An 18,991-nucleotide genomic window follows, 5' to 3' on the forward strand; every position below is an offset into this window, starting at 1 on the left:
TAAGCAAAGATATAGCTGGATGAAAATATATACTCAACTTTCGGAGTTTAAGAAATTAGCCAATGCGGTAGTTACCATCGGTACTTTTGACGGTGTACATTTTGGGCATCAAAAAATCATCAAAAGACTTTGTGAGCTGGCAAAATCATCTGGCGGAGAAACAGTACTACTTACTTTCTTCCCGCACCCACGAATGATTATCGACCCTGAAAATCAGGATTTGAAGATGATTAACACTGTCAATGAGAAAGCTCAAATCTTAGCAAGTTTAGGGGTAGATCATTTAATCATCACACCATTTACTAGAGATTTTTCTAATTTAAGTGCAGAAGAGTACATCAAAAACATCTTGGTTGATGCCATTGGCACAAAAAAAATCATCATCGGTTACGACCACCGTTTTGGCAAAGATAGATTGGGTAACATCCAAACTTTAGTGGAAAATGCTGCTACACACGGTTACGAAGTAGAGGAAATTCCGGAGCAAGATATTAACGACGTTGCCGTAAGCTCTACTAAAATTAGAAAAGCATTATTAGATGGCGATGTAGCCTTGGCAAACGAATATTTAGGTTATGCCTTTTCTATTTATGGGCCAGTAATTAAAGGTGATAAAATTGGCAGAACCATTGGTTTTCCTACGGCGAACATCTTCGTATCTGAAACCTACAAACTTATTCCAAGTGATGGCATTTATGCGGTTACGGTTGAAATGGGCGAAGAGAAAAACCCAGAGACCTACAGAGGAATGGCGTACATCGGTCAACGTCCTACTATTAACGGTATGACTCGAAACATCGAAGTGAACATCTTTGATTTCGACAGAGAAATTTACGGACAGAATATCAAGATGAATTTCTTGGCTTTTTTAAGGCACGATGTAAAATTTACCGGATTAGACGCATTAAAAATACAACTACAACGAGACAAACAAGATACTTTGGCTTTTTTTGAAGGTCATTAACATCTAATTGTCGTTTTCAATTTTAACAACTATCCTTTATTGCTTTAAACCTTAAAGAACCCAACATTTTTTTGTAAATTGTGGGCTATGAAGTATGTGCTGCTCTTTTGTATATGGTTAACGTTATGTTTTTCTTCGTTATCTGCCAGCGAAATGCCTTCGCACAAGCAAAAATATTTGCAAACGAGTATTTCTAATAGCGTAAATATCAGCAAGAAGAAAAAATCTCCAAGCGTTACAAAAATCAAACTTCATTCTACAAAAGCTAGACTGTTTTTCTCTCAAAGCAATTTGCCAGATTTGCCTTTTAGTATTAAAACCAAGTCCGCCCTACCTGTTATAATACCAATTATTGGCTGGAATACTTTCGAAAATTTCAGTTACCGATATATCTACAGCTATCTATACCCTAAACATGCCTTTTGGTAAACACTGTTTTCATTTCTAATCATTAAAATTTAAACAACCCAACAACATTTTTAGCTAGATGACACACTTACCTGTACTTATTGCAGATTTAGGATTGATACTTGCCGCTGGAGGCATTACCACTATTATATTCAAAAAAATCAAACAACCACTGGTTTTAGGCTATATCATTGCCGGACTTTTAGTTGGACCACATTTCAAATTTATACCTACCGTTTCCGATAATGCAAATGTGACCATTTGGGCAGAAATCGGTGTTATTTTCTTGCTATTCAGTTTAGGACTCGAATTTAGTTTTAAAAAGCTAGTCAAGGTTGGAGGTTCCTCCTCTATTACCGCTTTGGTAGAAATTATAGGAATGTCTCTCATTGGCTACTTTGCAGGTAAATTAATGGGATGGGAAACCATGGATAGCATCTTTCTAGGTGCTGTGCTTTCCGTTTCATCTACCACCATTATCATCAGAGCGTTTGATGAACTTGGTGTAAAGCACAAGAAATTCGCCAACCTTGTGTTCGGGGCATTGATTGTAGAAGATTTAGCAGCCATCTTAATTATGGTCTTGCTTACCACAGTTGCCGTTAGTCAGCAATTTGAGGGAGCAGAAATGATTGTATCTATACTGAAACTTAGTTTCTTCCTTATACTTTGGTTCTTAGGTGGTATTTTCATCATTCCTTCTTTCTTAAAATTGACTAAAAAATTGATGAACGACGAAACCTTATTGGTCGTATCACTAGCATTGTGTTTAGTAATGGTAATACTGGCTGTAAAGGTTGGATTTTCGCCAGCACTCGGCGCATTCATCATGGGTTCAATTCTGGCAGAAACACCTCAAGCCGAAAAAATTGAACATCTCACCAAATCAGTGAAGGATTTATTTGGAGCAGTGTTTTTCGTCTCCGTCGGGATGCTAATTGACCCAAAAATATTGTTAGCCTACTGGCAGCCAATCCTAATTATCACAGGTATTACCATTGTTGGTAAGCTAATAACTACTGGAAGTGGTGCACTACTGTCGGGGCAACCACTTAAAACATCGGTGCAAACTGGATTGAGTTTAACACAAATTGGAGAGTTCTCGTTCATTATTGCTACTTTAGGTTTAACGTTAAAAGCAACCAGCGACTTCCTTTACCCTATTACCGTTGCTGTGTCGGCAATTACGACATTTACTACGCCATACCTCATCAAGTATTCAGAGAATTTCTATAATTTCTTGGCGAAGATACTTCCAAAAAAATGGTTAGATGCCATTAGCAGATATAGCAGTAGCACCGAAGGTATCACCACCCTGAGCGATTGGAAAGTTCTACTTAGAGCTTATATCTCCAACACCATCATTCACTCGGTAATTATTATTGCGATTGTGGTTTTAGCTTCGAGGTATTTACATCCATTTATAGTTAAAAACATTACCAATGGAAAAGACGGAGTTGTGATTAGTGTAATTATTTCCTTCCTCATTATGTCTCCATTTTTATGGGCTTTATCTATTAAGAGGATACAAAAAGTTGCCTATTCGCATTTGTGGTTAAACAAAAAATATACTCGTGGTCCATTGATCGCCATGGAGGTTTTTAGAATTGCACTAGGTGTATTCTTTGTAGGTTTCCTGATGTACGAATTCTTTGATACTTGGGTAGCTGCAGGAATAGCGCTAGGTTTAATTGTTGCGGTAATGGTTGTTTTCTCACGCAAACTACAAAGTTTTTACGAACGTATGGAGAACAGATTTTTCTATAACCTTAACGCTAGAGAAACCGCTAAAAAACAACCCGAAATCCTACCTTGGGATACGCACTTATTAGAACTTACGGTAGCACCAGAGTCGAGGTTGGTAGGACAAACTCTAGTGGATTTAGCTGTGAGAGAGAAATACGGAATTAACATTGCCATGATTGAACGTGGTAAAATCATGATTCCAACCCCAAAACGTGATGAACGACTGTACCCTAACGATAAAGTACTCGTCATTGGAACAGATGACCAATTGGCTAGCGTTAAGCATCTTTTTGATGGTGAACAGATAGAGATTGACGAAGACGAAACTTTCCCTAAACAGGATATGTCATTACAGAAGATTGTCATTAACAGCAAATCTCCAGTATTTGGTCAAAGCATCAGAGAAAGCGGCATCAGAGAAAAAACGCAAGGTTTGGTAGTTGGTATTGAACGAGATGGTCAACGTATCCTTAATCCGGATTCAAATCTTGTTTTTGAAAATGACGATATTGTTTGGATTGTGGGCAACAATAAGCGTATTCCCGAATTATTGAAATAGGAGATAAAAACTATATTTACTTTTAGTAAAACACCCCGCCCTTTGGGCACCCCTCTAAAAGAGGGGAATGGCTGTATTTAATTCCCCTCTTTTAGAGGGGTGGTTGAAAACCGGGATGTTAATTACGATTAGTTTTATACGCTGCTCTTTTATTACATTTTGCAAATGAAAAAGATAGACCAAGATCATAGTGAATTTTTAGATGAAATGCTAGATTATTGGCAATCAGAAGGTTTCTTAGCTGATACTGACATTCAAAAGCTGAAAGCCAGTTACGAACCTAAAACTTTCGATTGGCGTCGTTTGGCCCAGTATTCATTCTGGATTGCAATGGCCTGCGGCGTAATTTCGTTAAGTGCACTATTGGTTGATAAATCATTACTCGATTACATCAAAAATCTTTACAATACACCAAATATTGTTATCAGCATTATATCTGCATTCGTGGCAACTGGATGTTACATTTTGGGCTTTCGCAGAAAAAAAACAAAACCTCAACATGTATTCAGTAACGAGGCGATTATTTTTTCCGGAGTGATGCTCACTGCAAATGCCATTGCCTATCTAGGTAAAGCGTTCAACAGTAATAGTAATCACTTTTCGTTATTGATATTTTTCTCGGTTATAATTTACCTATCACTAGCTTATTTCTTCAAATCAAGATTAATTTGGATTTTCGCCTTATTAGCTTTGGGCGCTTGGTTTGGTACAGAAACAGGCTATCTTTCAAAATGGAACTGGTACTTTTTGGGCTTAAATTATCCGCTTAGGTTCGTCTTTTTCGGATTATTACTTACTGGGGTTTCTTTATTTTTAAGGAAACACAAACAACTATCCTATTTCTTCGATATTACCTATTTTGCTGGATTACTGTACCTATTTACTTCGCTATTACTGCTATCCATTTTTGGCAATTATGGCACTTTAGAAGAATGGTACCTCATTAAACAAACTACGCTTTTCTATTGGGCAATTATCTCTGCGGTAATATGTGTGCTCGCCATCATCATCGGCCTTAAAAAAAACGATGCGATGTTAAGAGAATTCGGGATTATCTTTCTATTCATCAATCTTTACACCCGCTATTTCGAATATTTTTGGGACAGCTGGCACAAAGCGGTTTTCTTTCTCGTTCTAGCTATTTCCTTTATATTGATTGGTCGCAAAGCGGAAAAAATCTGGAGTTTGGAATTTATGAAGAAGTAGGCGATTGATAATGGTTAATTGTAAATGGTTAATGGTTGATAGTCGAAAGTTGCAGGTTCTATAATATGACGTGTCTGATTATTGGTACTTGGATATTGGTCATTTATCTGAGCACTAATTCTTGATACCTGACCACCATAATCAAATAACCTGACCTCCGTCATAAAAACAAAAGTTCAATTAGCCTTATCTTTGAATATTAAATATGAATAAATGGCATTGGCAGATATTAGTAACTTAGAAGACATTCAATTATTAGTAAACACCTTCTATTCGCGAGTAAGAGAGAACGAATTATTAGGTCCAATTTTCAACGAACGAATTGGAGATAGATGGGCAGAACACCTAGAAAAAATGTATCGCTTTTGGCAAACTGTACTTTTAGAGGTTCATACCTACACGGGAAGTCCTTTTCCACCACATGCTAAATTACCTGTAGAAGCCTTACATTTTGATACTTGGCTACAAATATGGAACGGCACTTTAGACGAGTTTTTTGCTGGAGAAAAAGCGAGCGAAGCAAAATGGCGAGGTTATAAAATGGCAGAAATGTTCATGTACAAAATTGAATATTATCGTAATAACGATGCAAAACCGTTGCTTTAGCAGTTCCCAGTCGGCAGTTTACAATTTTCAGTTTGCAGTCTAAAATCTCAAATCTACCGTCTCAAATCTAAACATGAAATCAAAAGTAGAACAACCTATCGCAGTCATTTGTACTTTCACTTGGGTGGGCTTTATCTGTGCCATCAGCTTTATGGAAGCTTGGTTAAAATTTAGAGCACCTGGGGTTACTTTGCCAATTGGTTTAGGTATAGGCAGATTGGTTTTTGCTGCACTCAACAAAGTGGAATGGGTATTTGCAGTAGCGATTTTGATTAGTAACATCAGGATAGCGAAAAAAATCAGCATCAATCCGTTTTACATTATAGTGGTTTTAATATTGATTGTACAAACTGTGTGGCTATTACCTGCATTAGATGCAAGAGCAGAATTATATATCGAAGGTAAAACCGTTCCCCCATCTAATTTACATTTATACTACGCTATTGCGGAAGGCATTAAGTTTATTTCGCTTTCTGTTTTCGGCACAAAATTATTTAAGCTGAAGAATGGCTAATTTTAGTACACAGGTTCTTTTAACTTTCCATCATTTCGATTTCTGAGCACAGTGTGGAAAGAACTGAAAATCAACGTGGTTAAATCTAGCAACATGCTCAGTTTAAATCAGTAGGCTTTTTTCGAGATTTCTATTCGTCGTGCCTCCTCATAGAAATGACGTGTTACTCTCTAAATAGACTACCCGAAATGAACCACTATTTGCTTTATCACCAAATAAAGCGCCAAACAATAAAGAAAAATTGCAATGCATTTATTGATTAATCGGCTACTCAGTGTAAATTTCTCCTGAATAAATTTAGCGAAATAAGCGTAAGCATAAAGCGCCAAAATGGAACCCACACCAGAGCCTAAGCTAAAAATAGTTAAAGAAAGATAACTGGTTGTAATCCACTCGTGCAGAATAACGTAGTTTCCAAAAAACAACCAATAAGGAATTTGAACAGGATTGAGCACCCCTAAAATTACGCCATAAAGTACACTGCCTTTCCTACTATCTTCGGCAGCTTTAGGCTGGCTTACTTTATCTCGGTTTTTCCATGCCAATGTCCCCATGGTTAGTAAAAGTACAATCATGAAAACATCAACCAAAAAGCTCAACTGAAAGTTTCCAACTTTGATGGCATCAATATCTACATCACTAGAAATCCAACGAGCAAAACGCATCATCCCGAAGGTAAAGAAAACCTCTACACAAGAAAAAGCAAGGATAAATCCCCAAGCTTGGCGCATTCCCCTGTTGATGGTTAATTGCGCCAGCGTTAGATTAATATTACCCGGTGGGATGTATCCCATCGCGTTGAGAGCAACGCCAATTAGAAATGTTAGCACAAGCATATCCGGTTTGTTGGTTGTTTGTTTTTTAGGTGATCTGTCTTTATTCCTTGTTTTTTATTAACCCTTCAAATGCGCTTTTAAAAACTGTCCTGTATAAGAGTTCTCTACATGGAGTAAGTCTTCTGGTTTCCCTTCAAAAACTACCTCTCCGCCTTTATCTCCACCTTCAGGACCAATATCAATCACCCAATCTGCACACTTGATCATGTCCATATTATGCTCTATAACAATTACGGTGCTGCCTTGTTCTATCAAAGTATTTAATGCCTTTAATAATTTTTTGATATCATGGAAATGCAAACCTGTAGTTGGTTCATCGAAAATGAAAACCGCCTTTTGCGCATTATTTCCTTTAATTAAAAATGAAGCCAATTTGATACGTTGTGCTTCACCTCCAGATAAAGTATTCGAAGACTGCCCCAAGTGAACGTAACCTAAGCCAACATCAACCAGAGGCTGTAGCTTAGCCATAATCTTAGGCTCCTTCGCAAAAAACTCAACAGCTTGATCAATGGTCATATCTAAAATATCAGACACATTTTTATCCTGATAAGTTACATCTAACACCTGTTGTTTAAAGCGTTTACCTCCACAAGTTTCGCATGGCAAATAAATATCAGCCATAAACTGCATCTCAATTTTAACTTCGCCTTCGCCTTGGCAAACATCGCAACGGCCACCTTCTACGTTAAATGAAAATGCCGCCGGCTTTAAACCTGCTGCCTTTGCTGCTGGCAAACCTGAGAATAAGGCTCTTACATCATCCCAAGCTTTTACATAAGTTACCGGATTAGAACGTGAAGACCTGCCAATTGGGTTTTGGTCTACCATTTCTACCTGCTGCACCAAATCGATGTTCCCGAAAATACCATCGTATGAACCAGTTTGTTCGCCTGCATAATTACCAATGGCTTTCTGCAAAGCCGGATACAAAATACGTTTGATTAAACTGGTTTTACCAGAACCAGAAACACCCGTAACACAAGTAAATATGCCTAAAGGGAATTTTACATTCACATTTTTCAGGTTATTCTCTCGAGCACCTTTAATGAGAATATGGTCTTTCCAATTTCTGCGTTTTTTAGGGATCTCTATACTTTCAAGTCCTGCTAAATACCTGCCAGTAAGTGATTTCTTGTCTTTAATAATTTGTTCGTACGTACCACTAAAAACCAAATTCCCACCTAGTGTACCCGCTTCAGGACCGATGTCAATCAGATGGTCGGCAGCTTTCATCATTTCCTCTTCGTGTTCTACCACCAAAACAGTATTTCCAACGTTTCTCAATGATTCTAGCACACCAATTAAACGATGTGTATCTCGCGGATGCAAACCAATACTAGGTTCATCTAAAACATAAACAGAACCTACCAAGCTACTACCTAAAGAAGTGGCTAGATTAATACGCTGACTTTCGCCACCAGATAAAGTATTTGACAAACGATTTAAGGTTAAATACCCCAAACCAACATTATTTAGATACAAAATTCGGCTACTGATTTCTGCCAACAAGCGCTTCGAGATTTTCTGCTCGTTTTCAGTTAGGTTTAAAGCATCAAAAAATGGCAGAATCGTAGAAAGTGGCATCAATACCAATTCTAAAATAGATTTCCCACCAACTTTTACGTAGGAAGCATCTTTACGTAAACGAGTTCCCTTACAATCTGGACAAGACGTTTTACCACGGTAACGCGATAACATCACACGGTATTGGATTTTATAGGTCTGCTCCTCCAATTCCTTGAAGAAATCATCCAAACCTCTAAAGTATTTATTACCTGTCCAAAGTAGTTTCTGTTGTTTTTCGGTTAAATCGCTGTATGGCCTATGGATTGGAAAATCAAACTTATCCGCATTTTTAATGAATGCTTTTAGCCAATCGCCCATTTTCTCACCACGCCAAGGCGCAATGGCACTATCATAAACGCTCTTGCTTTTATCAGGCACTACCAAATCTTCATCAATGCCGATTACATTTCCGTAACCTTCGCAACGTTTACAGGCACCATAAGGGTTGTTGAAGCTGAAGAAGTTTGGTGTGGGTTCCTCGAATTTCAAATCATCCAACTCAAATCTGTCGCAGAAGAAAGTTTGCTTGCCATCGTTTTCAATATAGCAATCGCCTTTACCTTCAAAAAATGCAGTTTGTGCTGAATCTGCAACGCGACTTAAAGTTTCATCGTCATGAGCAACCACTATACGGTCAATCAAAATAAAAACCTGGTCGACTTCAGTTAGTTCTGCATCATTAATAGATTCATCTTCTAATATATCTTCTATTTTCTTGATAGCTCCTAAATAAGAAACTCTTAAAAATCCTTTTTGTAGGAGAATAGCTAACTCCTCTTTTATGGTTCTATTATTTTGAGGATATAACGGACAGAAAATGGTCACTACCTCATCTTCCGCTAACGCCGATACAAAATCTACTACTGTACTTACAGTGTCCTTTTTTACCTCGTTGCCCGAAATCGGGGAATAGGTTCTACCAATTCTCGAGTACAATAATTTAAGGTAATCGTAAATTTCGGTAGAAGTACCCACCGTAGAACGTGGATTAGAAGTAATTACCTTTTGCTCGATAGCAATGGCCGGAGCGATACCTTTAATGTAATCAACATCAGGCTTGTTCATCCGTCCCATAAACTGACGGGCATAAGATGATAAGCTCTCCACATACCTACGTTGCCCTTCAGCATATAGTGTATCAAATGCCAACGACGACTTTCCAGAGCCAGACATTCCAGTAATTACGACAAATTTGTTTTTAGGAATAGCGACATCAATATTCTTTAAATTGTGTACTCTAGCCCCTTTTATGATGATATTTTGATGTGGATCTTTCTCTAGTTCCTTGCTCATTGATAACCTCTCGATATAATTCACAAAGATAGTTATAAAAGTCCGAGGTCGGAAGCGTGAAGAAAGATGAATGAGGTTATTCTGTCATTCAAAATCCACTTATTCAATCACTAACAAATATTCATGACCACTCATAAAACAATAAAAATTCAATTGGTACAAAATTTGCCATATGTTATAGTGATTGATAGCAATATGTCAATCGCTAATGAAATATATAATTAACGTTAACGGCAGGAAATTTTTAGGTTGATCCGGATTTTTTAGAATTTTTAACAAATTAATTCTTTGAATCTCACAAAAAAATGTTTCTTTTGAAATTGTAACGCAAAATCATTCATTACTCATTAACTAAAAAACAGAAGGAGAAAAGCTATAGATTAAAAATTTACGTGTTTATTATTTAATAAAGATGGGTTTAATCAAACACACTCCTATGAGGTTACAACAGGTTAGTGATCAAGATTTAGTGAAGTTATATATCGGTGGCGAAGAATATGTTATCGAAGAACTTCTTCGTAGGCACAAGTCTAAAATCTTCACTTCAATTTACTTATTGGTTAAGGATCAATATCTGGCTGAAGATATTTTTCAAGATGCTTTTATCAAAGTAATTAACACCCTACGCTCTGGCCGTTATAATGAAGAAGGCAAATTTTTACCCTGGGTAATGCGTATTGCGCACAATTTGGTTATTGATTATTTCAGAAAGGAAAAACGTACACCAACAATTACTAGTGCGGATGGCACAGATGTACTTAACCTTATACAGATTCATGAGGAAAGTGCAGAAGAGCGTATGTTGAGAGAACAAACGCACACAGATTTGCGCAAAATGATTCATCATTTGCCGGATGAACAAAAAGAAGTATTAATTATGCGTCATTATGCTGATTTAAGCTTCAAGGAAATTGCTGAATTAACTGATGTGAGCATTAATACCGCTTTAGGCAGAATGCGTTATGCACTAAGCAACTTGCGCAAAATGATGAACGTGAAGGAAGTAAGTGTAAGCAGAAGCTAAGCAACATAAATGTTACAAAAAGGATTTTTAAACTAAAATAACTTCTTTACTGATTTAACAATGGTTTAACCTCAGTTTAATCGTTATTTCTAAAAATATTTTAATTCAAGCACAACATTCATAAAATAAAGGGCTTTTAGTTGCGTTTAAAATCTAAACAAAAAGATATAAATGCGTATGACAAAAACCTTTACTCCAACTAATTTAAAAAACCTATCGAAACCCGAGGCTTTTGACCAACAAAACCAAGATGATCAAAAATTCTATGACGGCATTAAACAGCAATTAGACAAGCTTTACAGAGAGCCATCAGCAGAAACGATAGCAAAGATTTTAAGCTACGCTAAGAAGCGTTGAAACTAAAAGTCCCGATAAACATTGGGGCTTTTATTATTTTAAGACACAATTAACTCTAAGGTGACAGTATCCTAAAATAAAAACGGCTAACTTTGCTTAGTGTAAATAAAACACTAAGCTAAATGTTGATTGACAAAAAATTAATTCCCCTAACTTTTGGTGGTTTAGGTATAGGTATTACAGAATTTGTAATGATGGGCCTCTTACCAGATATTGCCAAAGACCTCTCCATCACAATTCCAGAAGCTGGACATTTAATTTCGGCATATGCACTTGGCGTGGTAGTAGGCGCACCCGTATTAGCAATTATTGCAGCAAAATATCCACCTAAAAATATTTTAATTGCATTGATGGTTTTATTTACTGTCTTTAATGCTATTTCTGCGTTTTCTCCAAGTTATGTAACCTTATTTATTGCCAGATTTTTCTCTGGCTTACCTCATGGTGCTTTTTTTGGAGTAGGCTCTGTAGTTGCCAGCCGTATTGCACCAAAAGGTAAAGAAGCACAAGCAGTATCCTTAATGTTCGCTGGGCTTACTATCGCTAATTTATTCGGTGTTCCACTTGGCACTTTTATTGGGCACAACTACTCTTGGAGATATTCTTTTGGTATTGTGGCGATTGTAGGAATCATTACACTTTTAAGTCTTAAATATTGGCTACCCAATCTTCAATCGGAGAAAAACAGAGACATGAAAACAGAATTGAGCTTCTTCGCAAAAAGAGAGGCTTGGATCATCATCTTAATGATTTCTATAGGTACTGGAGGGCTATTCTGTTGGATTAGTTATATCGCACCTTTAATGACTGAAGTTGCTGGATTTAAAGAAGCAAATGTTACCTATATTTTGATGTTAGCTGGTTTTGGCATGTTGGTAGGCAATTTTTTTGGTGGCTATTTGGCCGATAAATTCTCACCTGCCAAAGCTTCCATTGCTTTGCTGCTTGCCATGTGTGCTATTTTGATTGTGGTTTTCTTTGTATCATCCAATCCAATATTAGCGTTAATTACCACTTTCTTAACAGGAGCTATTGCTTTTGCTTTAGCAGCGCCGATACAAATGTTGATGATTAGAACTGCGAAAGGATCTGAAATGATTGCTGCCTCTGCTAGTCAGGCAAGTTTCAACATCGGAAACGCCTTGGGCGCTTTGTTCGGAGGTTTTCCTTTGGTGTATGGATTCACTTACAATTATCCTTCATTAGTTGGTGCAGTGATGGCCTTAGTAGGTTCCTTTTTCGCTTATTGGTTGATTCTGAGATTTGCGAAGACTAAGGCAGCGGAACAAGTAGAAACAAAATCTCCTGTAAAAACAGAAGCGGGCGTAGTTGAAGTAGTTTAGTTTTTGCCGTTTGAGTAGAATGAAAGATCATATATAAAAAAGCGGAGTAGACTTTACAGTTTACTCCGCTTTTCATTTCAGCTTATCGGAATCCTGACTATATTCTTTCGCACTACTCTTCTTTCTTATCAGGCACAAAGCTCATCGATACAGAATTTACACAATGACGTGTATTTTTCGATGTTAAAAATTCACCCACAAACACATGTCCTAAGTGAGCCTCGCAATTAGCGCATACAATTTCTGTACGTGAGCCATCAGCATCAGGAATACGTTTTACAGCTCCTTTAATTTCGTCATCAAAAGCTGGCCAGCCGCAGTGTGCATCAAATTTAGTATCCGATTTATATAAAGGAGCATTACAACGTTTACAGATGTAAGTACCTTTCTCGAAAAACTTATCGTACTGGCCAGTTCCAGGATATTCAGTTCCTTTACCAACAATAACGCGTTCTTCTTCCTTAGTTAATTTATTCCATTCCATTTTTTTCGTTGTTTTTGAGGATGCTTTAGTAGTTTGCTTTCCCTCTTCCTTTTGCTGTTGCGCACAAGCAGATATACTTGTTGCCACTAACAAGGTTAATGCTAAGAATGTTTTATTGCTTATCAGTTTCATGCTATACATTTTTAATTATATACGCTTTAGCAGAAGATTTAGTTTTTTTAGAAGCTACCTTACACAAATATAATTATTAAACATTTGGGATTTTTCACCAGCAAGTAAGTTTTACTTCCAAAAAAAAGCGTCCCGACTTTATGTCGGGACGCTTTTCTAAAATATATTTTGTCGAGACTATTTTTTCAACAAAGCAGCCATAGCAGCACCAATTTCTGCAGGGCTTTCTACAACTGTGATACCACATTCACGCATAATTGCCATTTTAGCAGCAGCAGTATCATCAGCACCACCAACAATAGCACCAGCGTGGCCCATTCTACGTCCAGCAGGAGCAGTTTGACCAGCGATGAAACCTACAACTGGCTTAGTACCGTGTTCTTTAATCCAACGAGCAGCTTCAGCTTCCATGCCACCACCAATTTCACCAATCATGATGATACCTTCAGTTTCTGGATCGTTCATTAACAACTCAACCGCTTCTTTAGTAGGCGTTCCAATAATTGGGTCACCACCAATACCGATAGCTGTAGTAATACCCAAACCAGCTTTCACTACTTGGTCTACCGCTTCGTAAGTTAAAGTACCTGATTTAGAAACTACACCAACAGTACCTTTTTTGAAGATAAAGCCTGGCATGATACCAATTTTAGCTTCATCAGCAGTAATTACACCTGGGCAGTTAGGACCGATTAAACGGCAATCTTTATCAGCAATATAAGATTTTACTGCGATCATATCCTTTGTAGGGATACCTTCAGTAATACAAACAATTACTTTGATACCAGCTTCTGCAGCTTCCATAACCGCATCAGCAGCAAATGCAGGAGGCACGAAAATAATAGATACATCAGCGCCAGCTTTATCAACAGCATCTTTAACTGTGTTAAAAACAGGTCTGCCTAAATGTTCCTGTCCGCCTTTGCCAGGAGTTACCCCACCAACAACGTTTGTACCGTAAGCTATCATTTGCTCAGCATGGTAAGTACCCTCATTTCCGGTAAAACCCTGAACAATTACTTTTGAATCTTTATTTACTAAAACACTCATTGTATCTATTTTTTTTGTTGTGCAAACTTAAACTAATTGCAACGGAATGTCAACTGCAAAAGCATATTATTTGTTATCTAGTTATTTCTTTACAAATCATTAGTTTAAGCTTAACATCAATCATTACAAAAGCTATGCACTTACTTTGTACCAAAACGCAATGCCATTATTGAGTTAACGCAATAGTTCCTGACGAACTACAGGCGGAGAAGTTCCACTAGCCACCTTTAGTTCAACAAAGCTTTTACAAAGCACAACTAATTAGTTTTCAACAACTAACAACTTATACAAATATTTAGTGTAAAGTATAAAAATTAACGATATTTACTCCATCAGCCCAACACTAAACTAACTCAACCTAAAAATGATAGATACCCTGTTAAGCTACGACCTTGCGTGGAAACCCTATAGCATTGAACAATCATTAGCCACAGATAAAACTCATATTTTCAGAATTTCTGTCGAAAATCATTTTCAGAAAATCAAAAGAGAGCTACCCGAAGTACTATCAGATCGCGAGCAGGATAAGGCTGGCAGGATGTTCATTCAAAAAGACAAAGAACGTTATGCCGTTAGTAAATTCTGCCTCCGTACTATCCTTTCGCTATGCTTAAATAAAGCGCCACACGAAGTAGAGTTCATTTTTCACGAACATAAAAAACCAACGGTAAAAGACATTGAGTTTAACATTAGCCACACGGGCGATTATGTTTTAATTGCCATAAGCCCTAAGCCAGTTGGCATTGATGTAGAATATTTAAACAGAGAATTTGATTTCAAATCCATTTTAGACATCACTTTTTCTAAAAAGGAAATCGATTTTATTGGATCCGAAGAAGTTAATCCTACTAACTTTTATGCAATGTGGACCCGAAAAGAGGCCTTATTAAAAGCTAGCGGAGAAGGCGTAAGTGATAACCTACACCTAATAGACTGCCTCAGCGAGTATTTGGAGCGAAATAAAGAAGTTTTTAAGATGCGTACTTTTATGATTGAAGAAAGTTACGTAGCGAGTATCGCAACTAGCTTAGACCAAAAAGAACTTCAATTTTGGAATTGGGGATGATTTTTAATGGATAATTATTAATGATAAATGGTTGATACCGAAAAAATTGATAATTGATAATTGATAATTGATAATTGATAATTGATAATTGATAATTAGTTATTTTTATTTATTCCTTCATTATATTCTCTTCTTCAGCATTTTCAATTGCCGCAGGACTAACCGCCAACAAATATTTCTCTTCGTCAAATTCGTTTTCACTTTTAGCAATTACAATAGCCGCAATGCCGTTGCCAATCATATTTGTAATTGCTCTAGCCTCGCTCATAAATCTATCTACCCCTAACAAAATAGCGATGTGCTCTACTGGCATAATTTTTAAAGCGGTTAAAGTGCTTGCAAGCACAATAAAACCACTACCCGTAACACCTGCGGCACCTTTACTCGTTACCATTAGCACCAACATAATCGTTACCTGTTCTCCCAAAGTTAAATCGATGCCGAATACTTGGGTTAAGAAAATTACCGCCATAGCAAGGTAAATCGCGGTGCCATCGAGGTTAAAAGAATACCCCGTTGGAATGACCAAACCTACTACTGATTTCTCACAACCAATATCTTCCATCTTTTTCATCATACTTGGCAAAACCGATTCTGATGATGAAGTACCCAAAACAATTAAGATTTCTTGGCGAATGTATTTAAGATATTTCCACAAACTGAACTTATAGTAACGACAGATTGCATTTAACACAATAAATATGAACAGAAAACAGGTAAGATAAACAGCACCCATTAACTTCGCCATTGGCAACAAGGTATGCAAACCGAATTTACCTACGCTATAGGCCATTCCGCCAAAAGCACCTAAGGGCGCCAAACGCATAATCACCTTCATCATATTAAAAAGCACCTTTGCAATCTTATCAAAAGTTACTAGAAGTGATTGCCCAGCCTGCCCCATTTTACTTAGGCCGTAGCCAAATAAAATAGCGAAAACAAGGATTTGCAAAATCTCACCTTTTGAGAAAGCTTCAAAAATATTCTTAGGGAAAATATGTGCAATAAACTCTAACCAGTTGATAGAACCAGCTTGTTTAGTATACTCAGCAATTTTAGTTACATCGCCTTCTGGCACTTTAACACCTACTCCAGGTTTCAATATATTAGCCACCAACAATCCAATAGCAATGGCAATGGTTGTTACAACTTCGAAATAAAGCAAGGCTTTTCCACCTACCACACCTACCTTTTTCATATCGCCCATGTGGGCAATACCTAAAACGATAGTAAAGAAAATGATTGGAGCAATCAACATGCTAATCATATTGATAAAACTCTTACTAATCAATTCGGCATGGGGAGCAAACCCTGGATAAAGTACGCCCACTAAAATACCTAGAGAGATGGCAAATAATACCTGAAAAGTAAGGTTCGAAATAATTTTCTTCATTTTGGTTGGGTTTGGTTTGGTTTGAAGCTGGAAATATATAACTTATTTTTAAAATATTTTAAAAATACATTGAATTCACTTTATTTCTAGGACTAAAATAACCCTCATCCAAAAAATGTCTAGCAATTTTGTTTTGTATATTTGCATATATCAAAAAGTGATGGGAAAATTAAAGTTTGTTTTATTAGGCTTAATATTAACGGGAATTATTGGATATGCTTGCAAGAAAGAGCCTGTAGACAGTAAACTATTTGTAGAAAGATATTTAGTAGGTCAATGGCCTATCAAAACGTACGTAAGGTTAGAATACAAAAATGGTATAATTGACAGCTCGAAAATCGACACCATACTTCCAATACAAAATGACACTTCTAAAGTTAGGGTAAAGTATACAGAAGGCATGACCTTTATCAAAAATGGAGATACTATTAAATACAGTATTGACGCTGATGGAAAAAACATCAACTTTGCCACCACTCCAGATAGCACTTGGACAATTTCTTATTTGAGAAACAATTATTTCAAAATTACGCATACACGCCAGGAGACTATTGGCACAGATGTGCATAAATATGTGATAGAACAAGAGTTTAGCAAGTTGTAACTTACTTTGCGATGCCTACTGAAGAAAACTGTAGGTCATACAAACGTTTGTAATAGCCATCTAACTTTAACAATTGCTGGTGCGTTCCTTTTTCTTTGATTTCGCCCTTATCTAAAACAATAATTAAATCTGCTTTTTGGATAGTTGATAAACGATGCGCAATCACGATAGAAGTTCTGCCTTGCATTAATTTATCGATAGCATTCTGTATCAACAATTCTGTTTCTGTATCTACAGATGAGGTAGCTTCATCCAATACTAAAATAGCTGGTTTGTACACCAAAGCACGAATAAATGAAATCAACTGTGCTTGTCCTGCCGAAAGTGTAGCTCCCCTTTCCATCACATTGTAATGATATCCACCAGGCAAACGTTCAATAAAATGATGCGCTCCAACCTTTTTCGCAGCATCTACTACTTCATCGAAACTAATTTCTGGATTATTTAATGTGATGTTATTATAGATTGTATCTGAGAAAAGAAACACATCTTGCAGCACCGTAGCTATATTTTTCCTCAGATACGCCAATTCATAATCCTGAATCGCGTTACCGTCAATAGCAATACTTCCCTTTTGGATTTCGTAAAAGCGATTTAAAATATTAATGGTGGATGATTTTCCCGCTCCAGTAGCACCAACCAGCGCAATGGTTTGTCCAGATTTAACTTCGAAAGAAATATCTTTCAAAACATATTTCGGGTTTTCCTCCCCATCCTGGTCGTAGCTGAACCAAACGTTTTGGAAAGACAAATCGCCCCTTAGTTTCTGTGGTGCCAAAGTTCCTTTATCTTCGGTCTGTTCTTGCGTATCTAGCACCTTAAAAACACGCTCAGCGCCAACCATCCCCATTTGCAGCGTATTAAATTTATCTGCCAACTCCCTTATGGGCCTAAATAGCATGTTAATGAACATGATAAAAGTGGTGATGATGCCCGGCTCAATAGTAGGATTGTTTAATATTGTTTTGGAACCATACCAAATTAACAAACCTAGTGACATCGCCGAAATTAACTCCACTACAGGAAAGAAAATCGAATAATACCAATTGGAACGAATATTGGCATCACGGTAGCGAGAGTTGATTTTCTCGAACTTTCTGTATTCCTGATCTTCTCTTGCAAAGTATTGGATAATAGCGATACCGCTGATATGCTCCTGTAAAAAAGTATTCAAGTTGGAAACTTCTGCCCTTACTTCCTGAAAAGCTACCTTGATAGCTTTCTGAAAAATCCGAGTTGCTATAATTAAAAATGGCATTGGGATAAGCACGGCAAGTGTAAGTTTCCAATCCATGTAGAACATGATACTAGTAACCACAATCACTTGCAGTAAATCACCAATCATAGCAATTAGGCCCTCCGAAAATATATCTGCGATGGTCTCCAGATCGGATACTGTACGGGTAATCAACTGACCAATGGGTGTTTTGTCGAAAAACTTTAACCTTAGCTTAGTAATATGATTGAATATATTTATTCTTAAATCCTTAATAGCCGATTGACCAAGTTTATTAGTCAATAATGTATGTGCATATTGAAAAACAGTTTGCAGAGCCAGCAATATCAACATCAAAATAGTAATGTTTAGCAAGCCTTGGAAATCACCCTTTAAAATATGCTGATCTAAAGTATAGCCCACTAGCATTGGTCTAACAGGAGCAATTGCAGCTAATAATATCGTCAGCAAAACAGACCACACAAAAATAGCCCTGTAAGGCCTCACATAGGCCATCACCCTTTTCAATAAGCTAAAATTAAACGCGTCTCCGGTTACAGCCATATTTTTAATTTTGAATGAGTACAACTTGATTGATCGAATGAAGCTCTCCGATATCTA

At 37.0% G+C, this 18,991-nt stretch carries 18 protein-coding genes; 11 read left to right on the top strand and 7 right to left on the bottom strand.

Annotation, left to right across the window (positions count from 1 at the left end; genetic code table 11):
- Positions 1-19 precede the first annotated feature (19 nt).
- The 4 genes from CRO54_RS11890 to CRO54_RS11905 all read left to right on the top strand — a co-directional run bounded on the left by CRO54_RS11890 (position 20) and on the right by CRO54_RS11905 (position 4,883).
- Positions 20-964, top strand: a complete 945-nt coding sequence (locus CRO54_RS11890; RefSeq protein WP_097132202.1) for a bifunctional riboflavin kinase/FAD synthetase — start codon at positions 20-22, stop codon at positions 962-964.
- A 153-nt stretch (positions 965-1,117) separates the two neighbouring features.
- Complete coding sequence (locus CRO54_RS11895) at positions 1,118-1,393, top strand: hypothetical protein (RefSeq protein ID WP_138765815.1); 276 nt, start codon at positions 1,118-1,120, stop codon at positions 1,391-1,393.
- A gap of 58 nt (positions 1,394-1,451) precedes the next feature.
- Positions 1,452-3,677: a monovalent cation:proton antiporter family protein gene (locus tag CRO54_RS11900; RefSeq protein WP_097132206.1), complete on the top strand. Its 2,226-nt coding sequence runs from the start codon at positions 1,452-1,454 to the stop codon at positions 3,675-3,677.
- A 165-nt stretch (positions 3,678-3,842) separates the two neighbouring features.
- Positions 3,843-4,883, top strand: a complete 1,041-nt coding sequence (locus CRO54_RS11905) for a DUF2157 domain-containing protein (protein ID WP_097132208.1) — start codon at positions 3,843-3,845, stop codon at positions 4,881-4,883.
- A 14-nt stretch (positions 4,884-4,897) separates the two neighbouring features.
- On the opposite strand, the gene CRO54_RS21205 is transcribed toward CRO54_RS11905, so the two are convergent.
- Entirely contained in the window at positions 4,898-5,047 is a 150-nt protein-coding gene (locus CRO54_RS21205; RefSeq protein WP_171047885.1) for a hypothetical protein, read from the bottom strand.
- Between the two features lie 49 nt (positions 5,048-5,096).
- Between CRO54_RS21205 and CRO54_RS11910 the strand changes: the two genes are divergently transcribed.
- On the top strand, positions 5,097-5,489 hold the full coding sequence (locus CRO54_RS11910) for a group III truncated hemoglobin (RefSeq protein WP_097132210.1): 393 nt from the start codon (positions 5,097-5,099) through the stop codon (positions 5,487-5,489).
- Between the two features lie 73 nt (positions 5,490-5,562).
- On the top strand, positions 5,563-6,003 hold the full coding sequence (locus tag CRO54_RS11915) for a hypothetical protein (protein ID WP_097132211.1): 441 nt from the start codon (positions 5,563-5,565) through the stop codon (positions 6,001-6,003).
- 179 nt (positions 6,004-6,182) lie between these two features.
- Here the strand turns inward: CRO54_RS11915 and CRO54_RS11920 are convergent, their stop codons facing one another.
- Complete coding sequence (locus CRO54_RS11920) at positions 6,183-6,839, bottom strand: LysE family transporter (RefSeq protein ID WP_097132214.1); 657 nt, start codon at positions 6,837-6,839, stop codon at positions 6,183-6,185.
- Positions 6,840-6,896: 57 nt separating this feature from the next.
- Positions 6,897-9,701, bottom strand: a complete 2,805-nt coding sequence (gene uvrA / locus CRO54_RS11925) for an excinuclease ABC subunit UvrA (RefSeq protein WP_097132216.1) — start codon at positions 9,699-9,701, stop codon at positions 6,897-6,899.
- 436 nt (positions 9,702-10,137) lie between these two features.
- On the opposite strand from uvrA, the gene CRO54_RS11930 reads away from it, so the two are divergent.
- The 3 genes from CRO54_RS11930 (at position 10,138) to CRO54_RS11940 (ending at position 12,425) form a co-directional block, all read left to right on the top strand.
- Positions 10,138-10,725, top strand: coding sequence for an RNA polymerase sigma factor (locus tag CRO54_RS11930; RefSeq protein ID WP_097132357.1), 588 nt, complete (start codon positions 10,138-10,140; stop codon positions 10,723-10,725).
- A 171-nt stretch (positions 10,726-10,896) separates the two neighbouring features.
- Complete coding sequence (locus CRO54_RS11935; protein WP_097132218.1) at positions 10,897-11,082, top strand: hypothetical protein; 186 nt, start codon at positions 10,897-10,899, stop codon at positions 11,080-11,082.
- A 122-nt stretch (positions 11,083-11,204) separates the two neighbouring features.
- Positions 11,205-12,425 carry an MFS transporter gene (locus CRO54_RS11940; RefSeq protein ID WP_338065627.1) on the top strand — a complete coding sequence of 407 codons (1,221 nt, stop codon included), beginning with the start codon at positions 11,205-11,207 and terminating at the stop codon, positions 12,423-12,425.
- Positions 12,426-12,537: 112 nt separating this feature from the next.
- On the opposite strand, the gene CRO54_RS11945 is transcribed toward CRO54_RS11940, so the two are convergent.
- Positions 12,538-13,041 (bottom strand): methionine-R-sulfoxide reductase, encoded by a 504-nt coding sequence (locus tag CRO54_RS11945; RefSeq protein WP_097132359.1) that lies wholly within the window; start codon positions 13,039-13,041, stop codon positions 12,538-12,540.
- A gap of 177 nt (positions 13,042-13,218) precedes the next feature.
- Positions 13,219-14,091, bottom strand: coding sequence for a succinate--CoA ligase subunit alpha (sucD, locus tag CRO54_RS11950; protein WP_097132220.1), 873 nt, complete (start codon positions 14,089-14,091; stop codon positions 13,219-13,221).
- Between the two features lie 364 nt (positions 14,092-14,455).
- Here sucD and CRO54_RS11955 point away from each other — a divergent pair, with 364 nt between their 5' ends.
- Positions 14,456-15,157 (top strand): 4'-phosphopantetheinyl transferase family protein, encoded by a 702-nt coding sequence (locus tag CRO54_RS11955; RefSeq protein ID WP_097132222.1) that lies wholly within the window; start codon positions 14,456-14,458, stop codon positions 15,155-15,157.
- Between the two features lie 109 nt (positions 15,158-15,266).
- On the opposite strand, the gene dctA is transcribed toward CRO54_RS11955, so the two are convergent.
- Positions 15,267-16,550 (bottom strand): C4-dicarboxylate transporter DctA, encoded by a 1,284-nt coding sequence (gene dctA, locus CRO54_RS11960; RefSeq protein ID WP_097132224.1) that lies wholly within the window; start codon positions 16,548-16,550, stop codon positions 15,267-15,269.
- 160 nt (positions 16,551-16,710) lie between these two features.
- Between dctA and CRO54_RS11965 the strand changes: the two genes are divergently transcribed.
- The gene (locus CRO54_RS11965) at positions 16,711-17,154 is read left to right on the top strand and encodes a hypothetical protein (protein ID WP_097132226.1); all 444 of its coding nucleotides are present in this window, start codon (positions 16,711-16,713) and stop codon (positions 17,152-17,154) included.
- Between the two features lies 1 nt (position 17,155).
- On the opposite strand, the gene CRO54_RS11970 is transcribed toward CRO54_RS11965, so the two are convergent.
- Positions 17,156-18,934: an ABC transporter ATP-binding protein gene (locus CRO54_RS11970; protein WP_171047887.1), complete on the bottom strand. Its 1,779-nt coding sequence runs from the start codon at positions 18,932-18,934 to the stop codon at positions 17,156-17,158.
- Positions 18,935-18,991 lie beyond the last annotated feature (57 nt).

The organism is Pedobacter xixiisoli, assembly GCF_900215335.1.
GTDB classification, from domain to species: Bacteria; Bacteroidota; Bacteroidia; order Sphingobacteriales; family Sphingobacteriaceae; genus Pedobacter; species Pedobacter xixiisoli.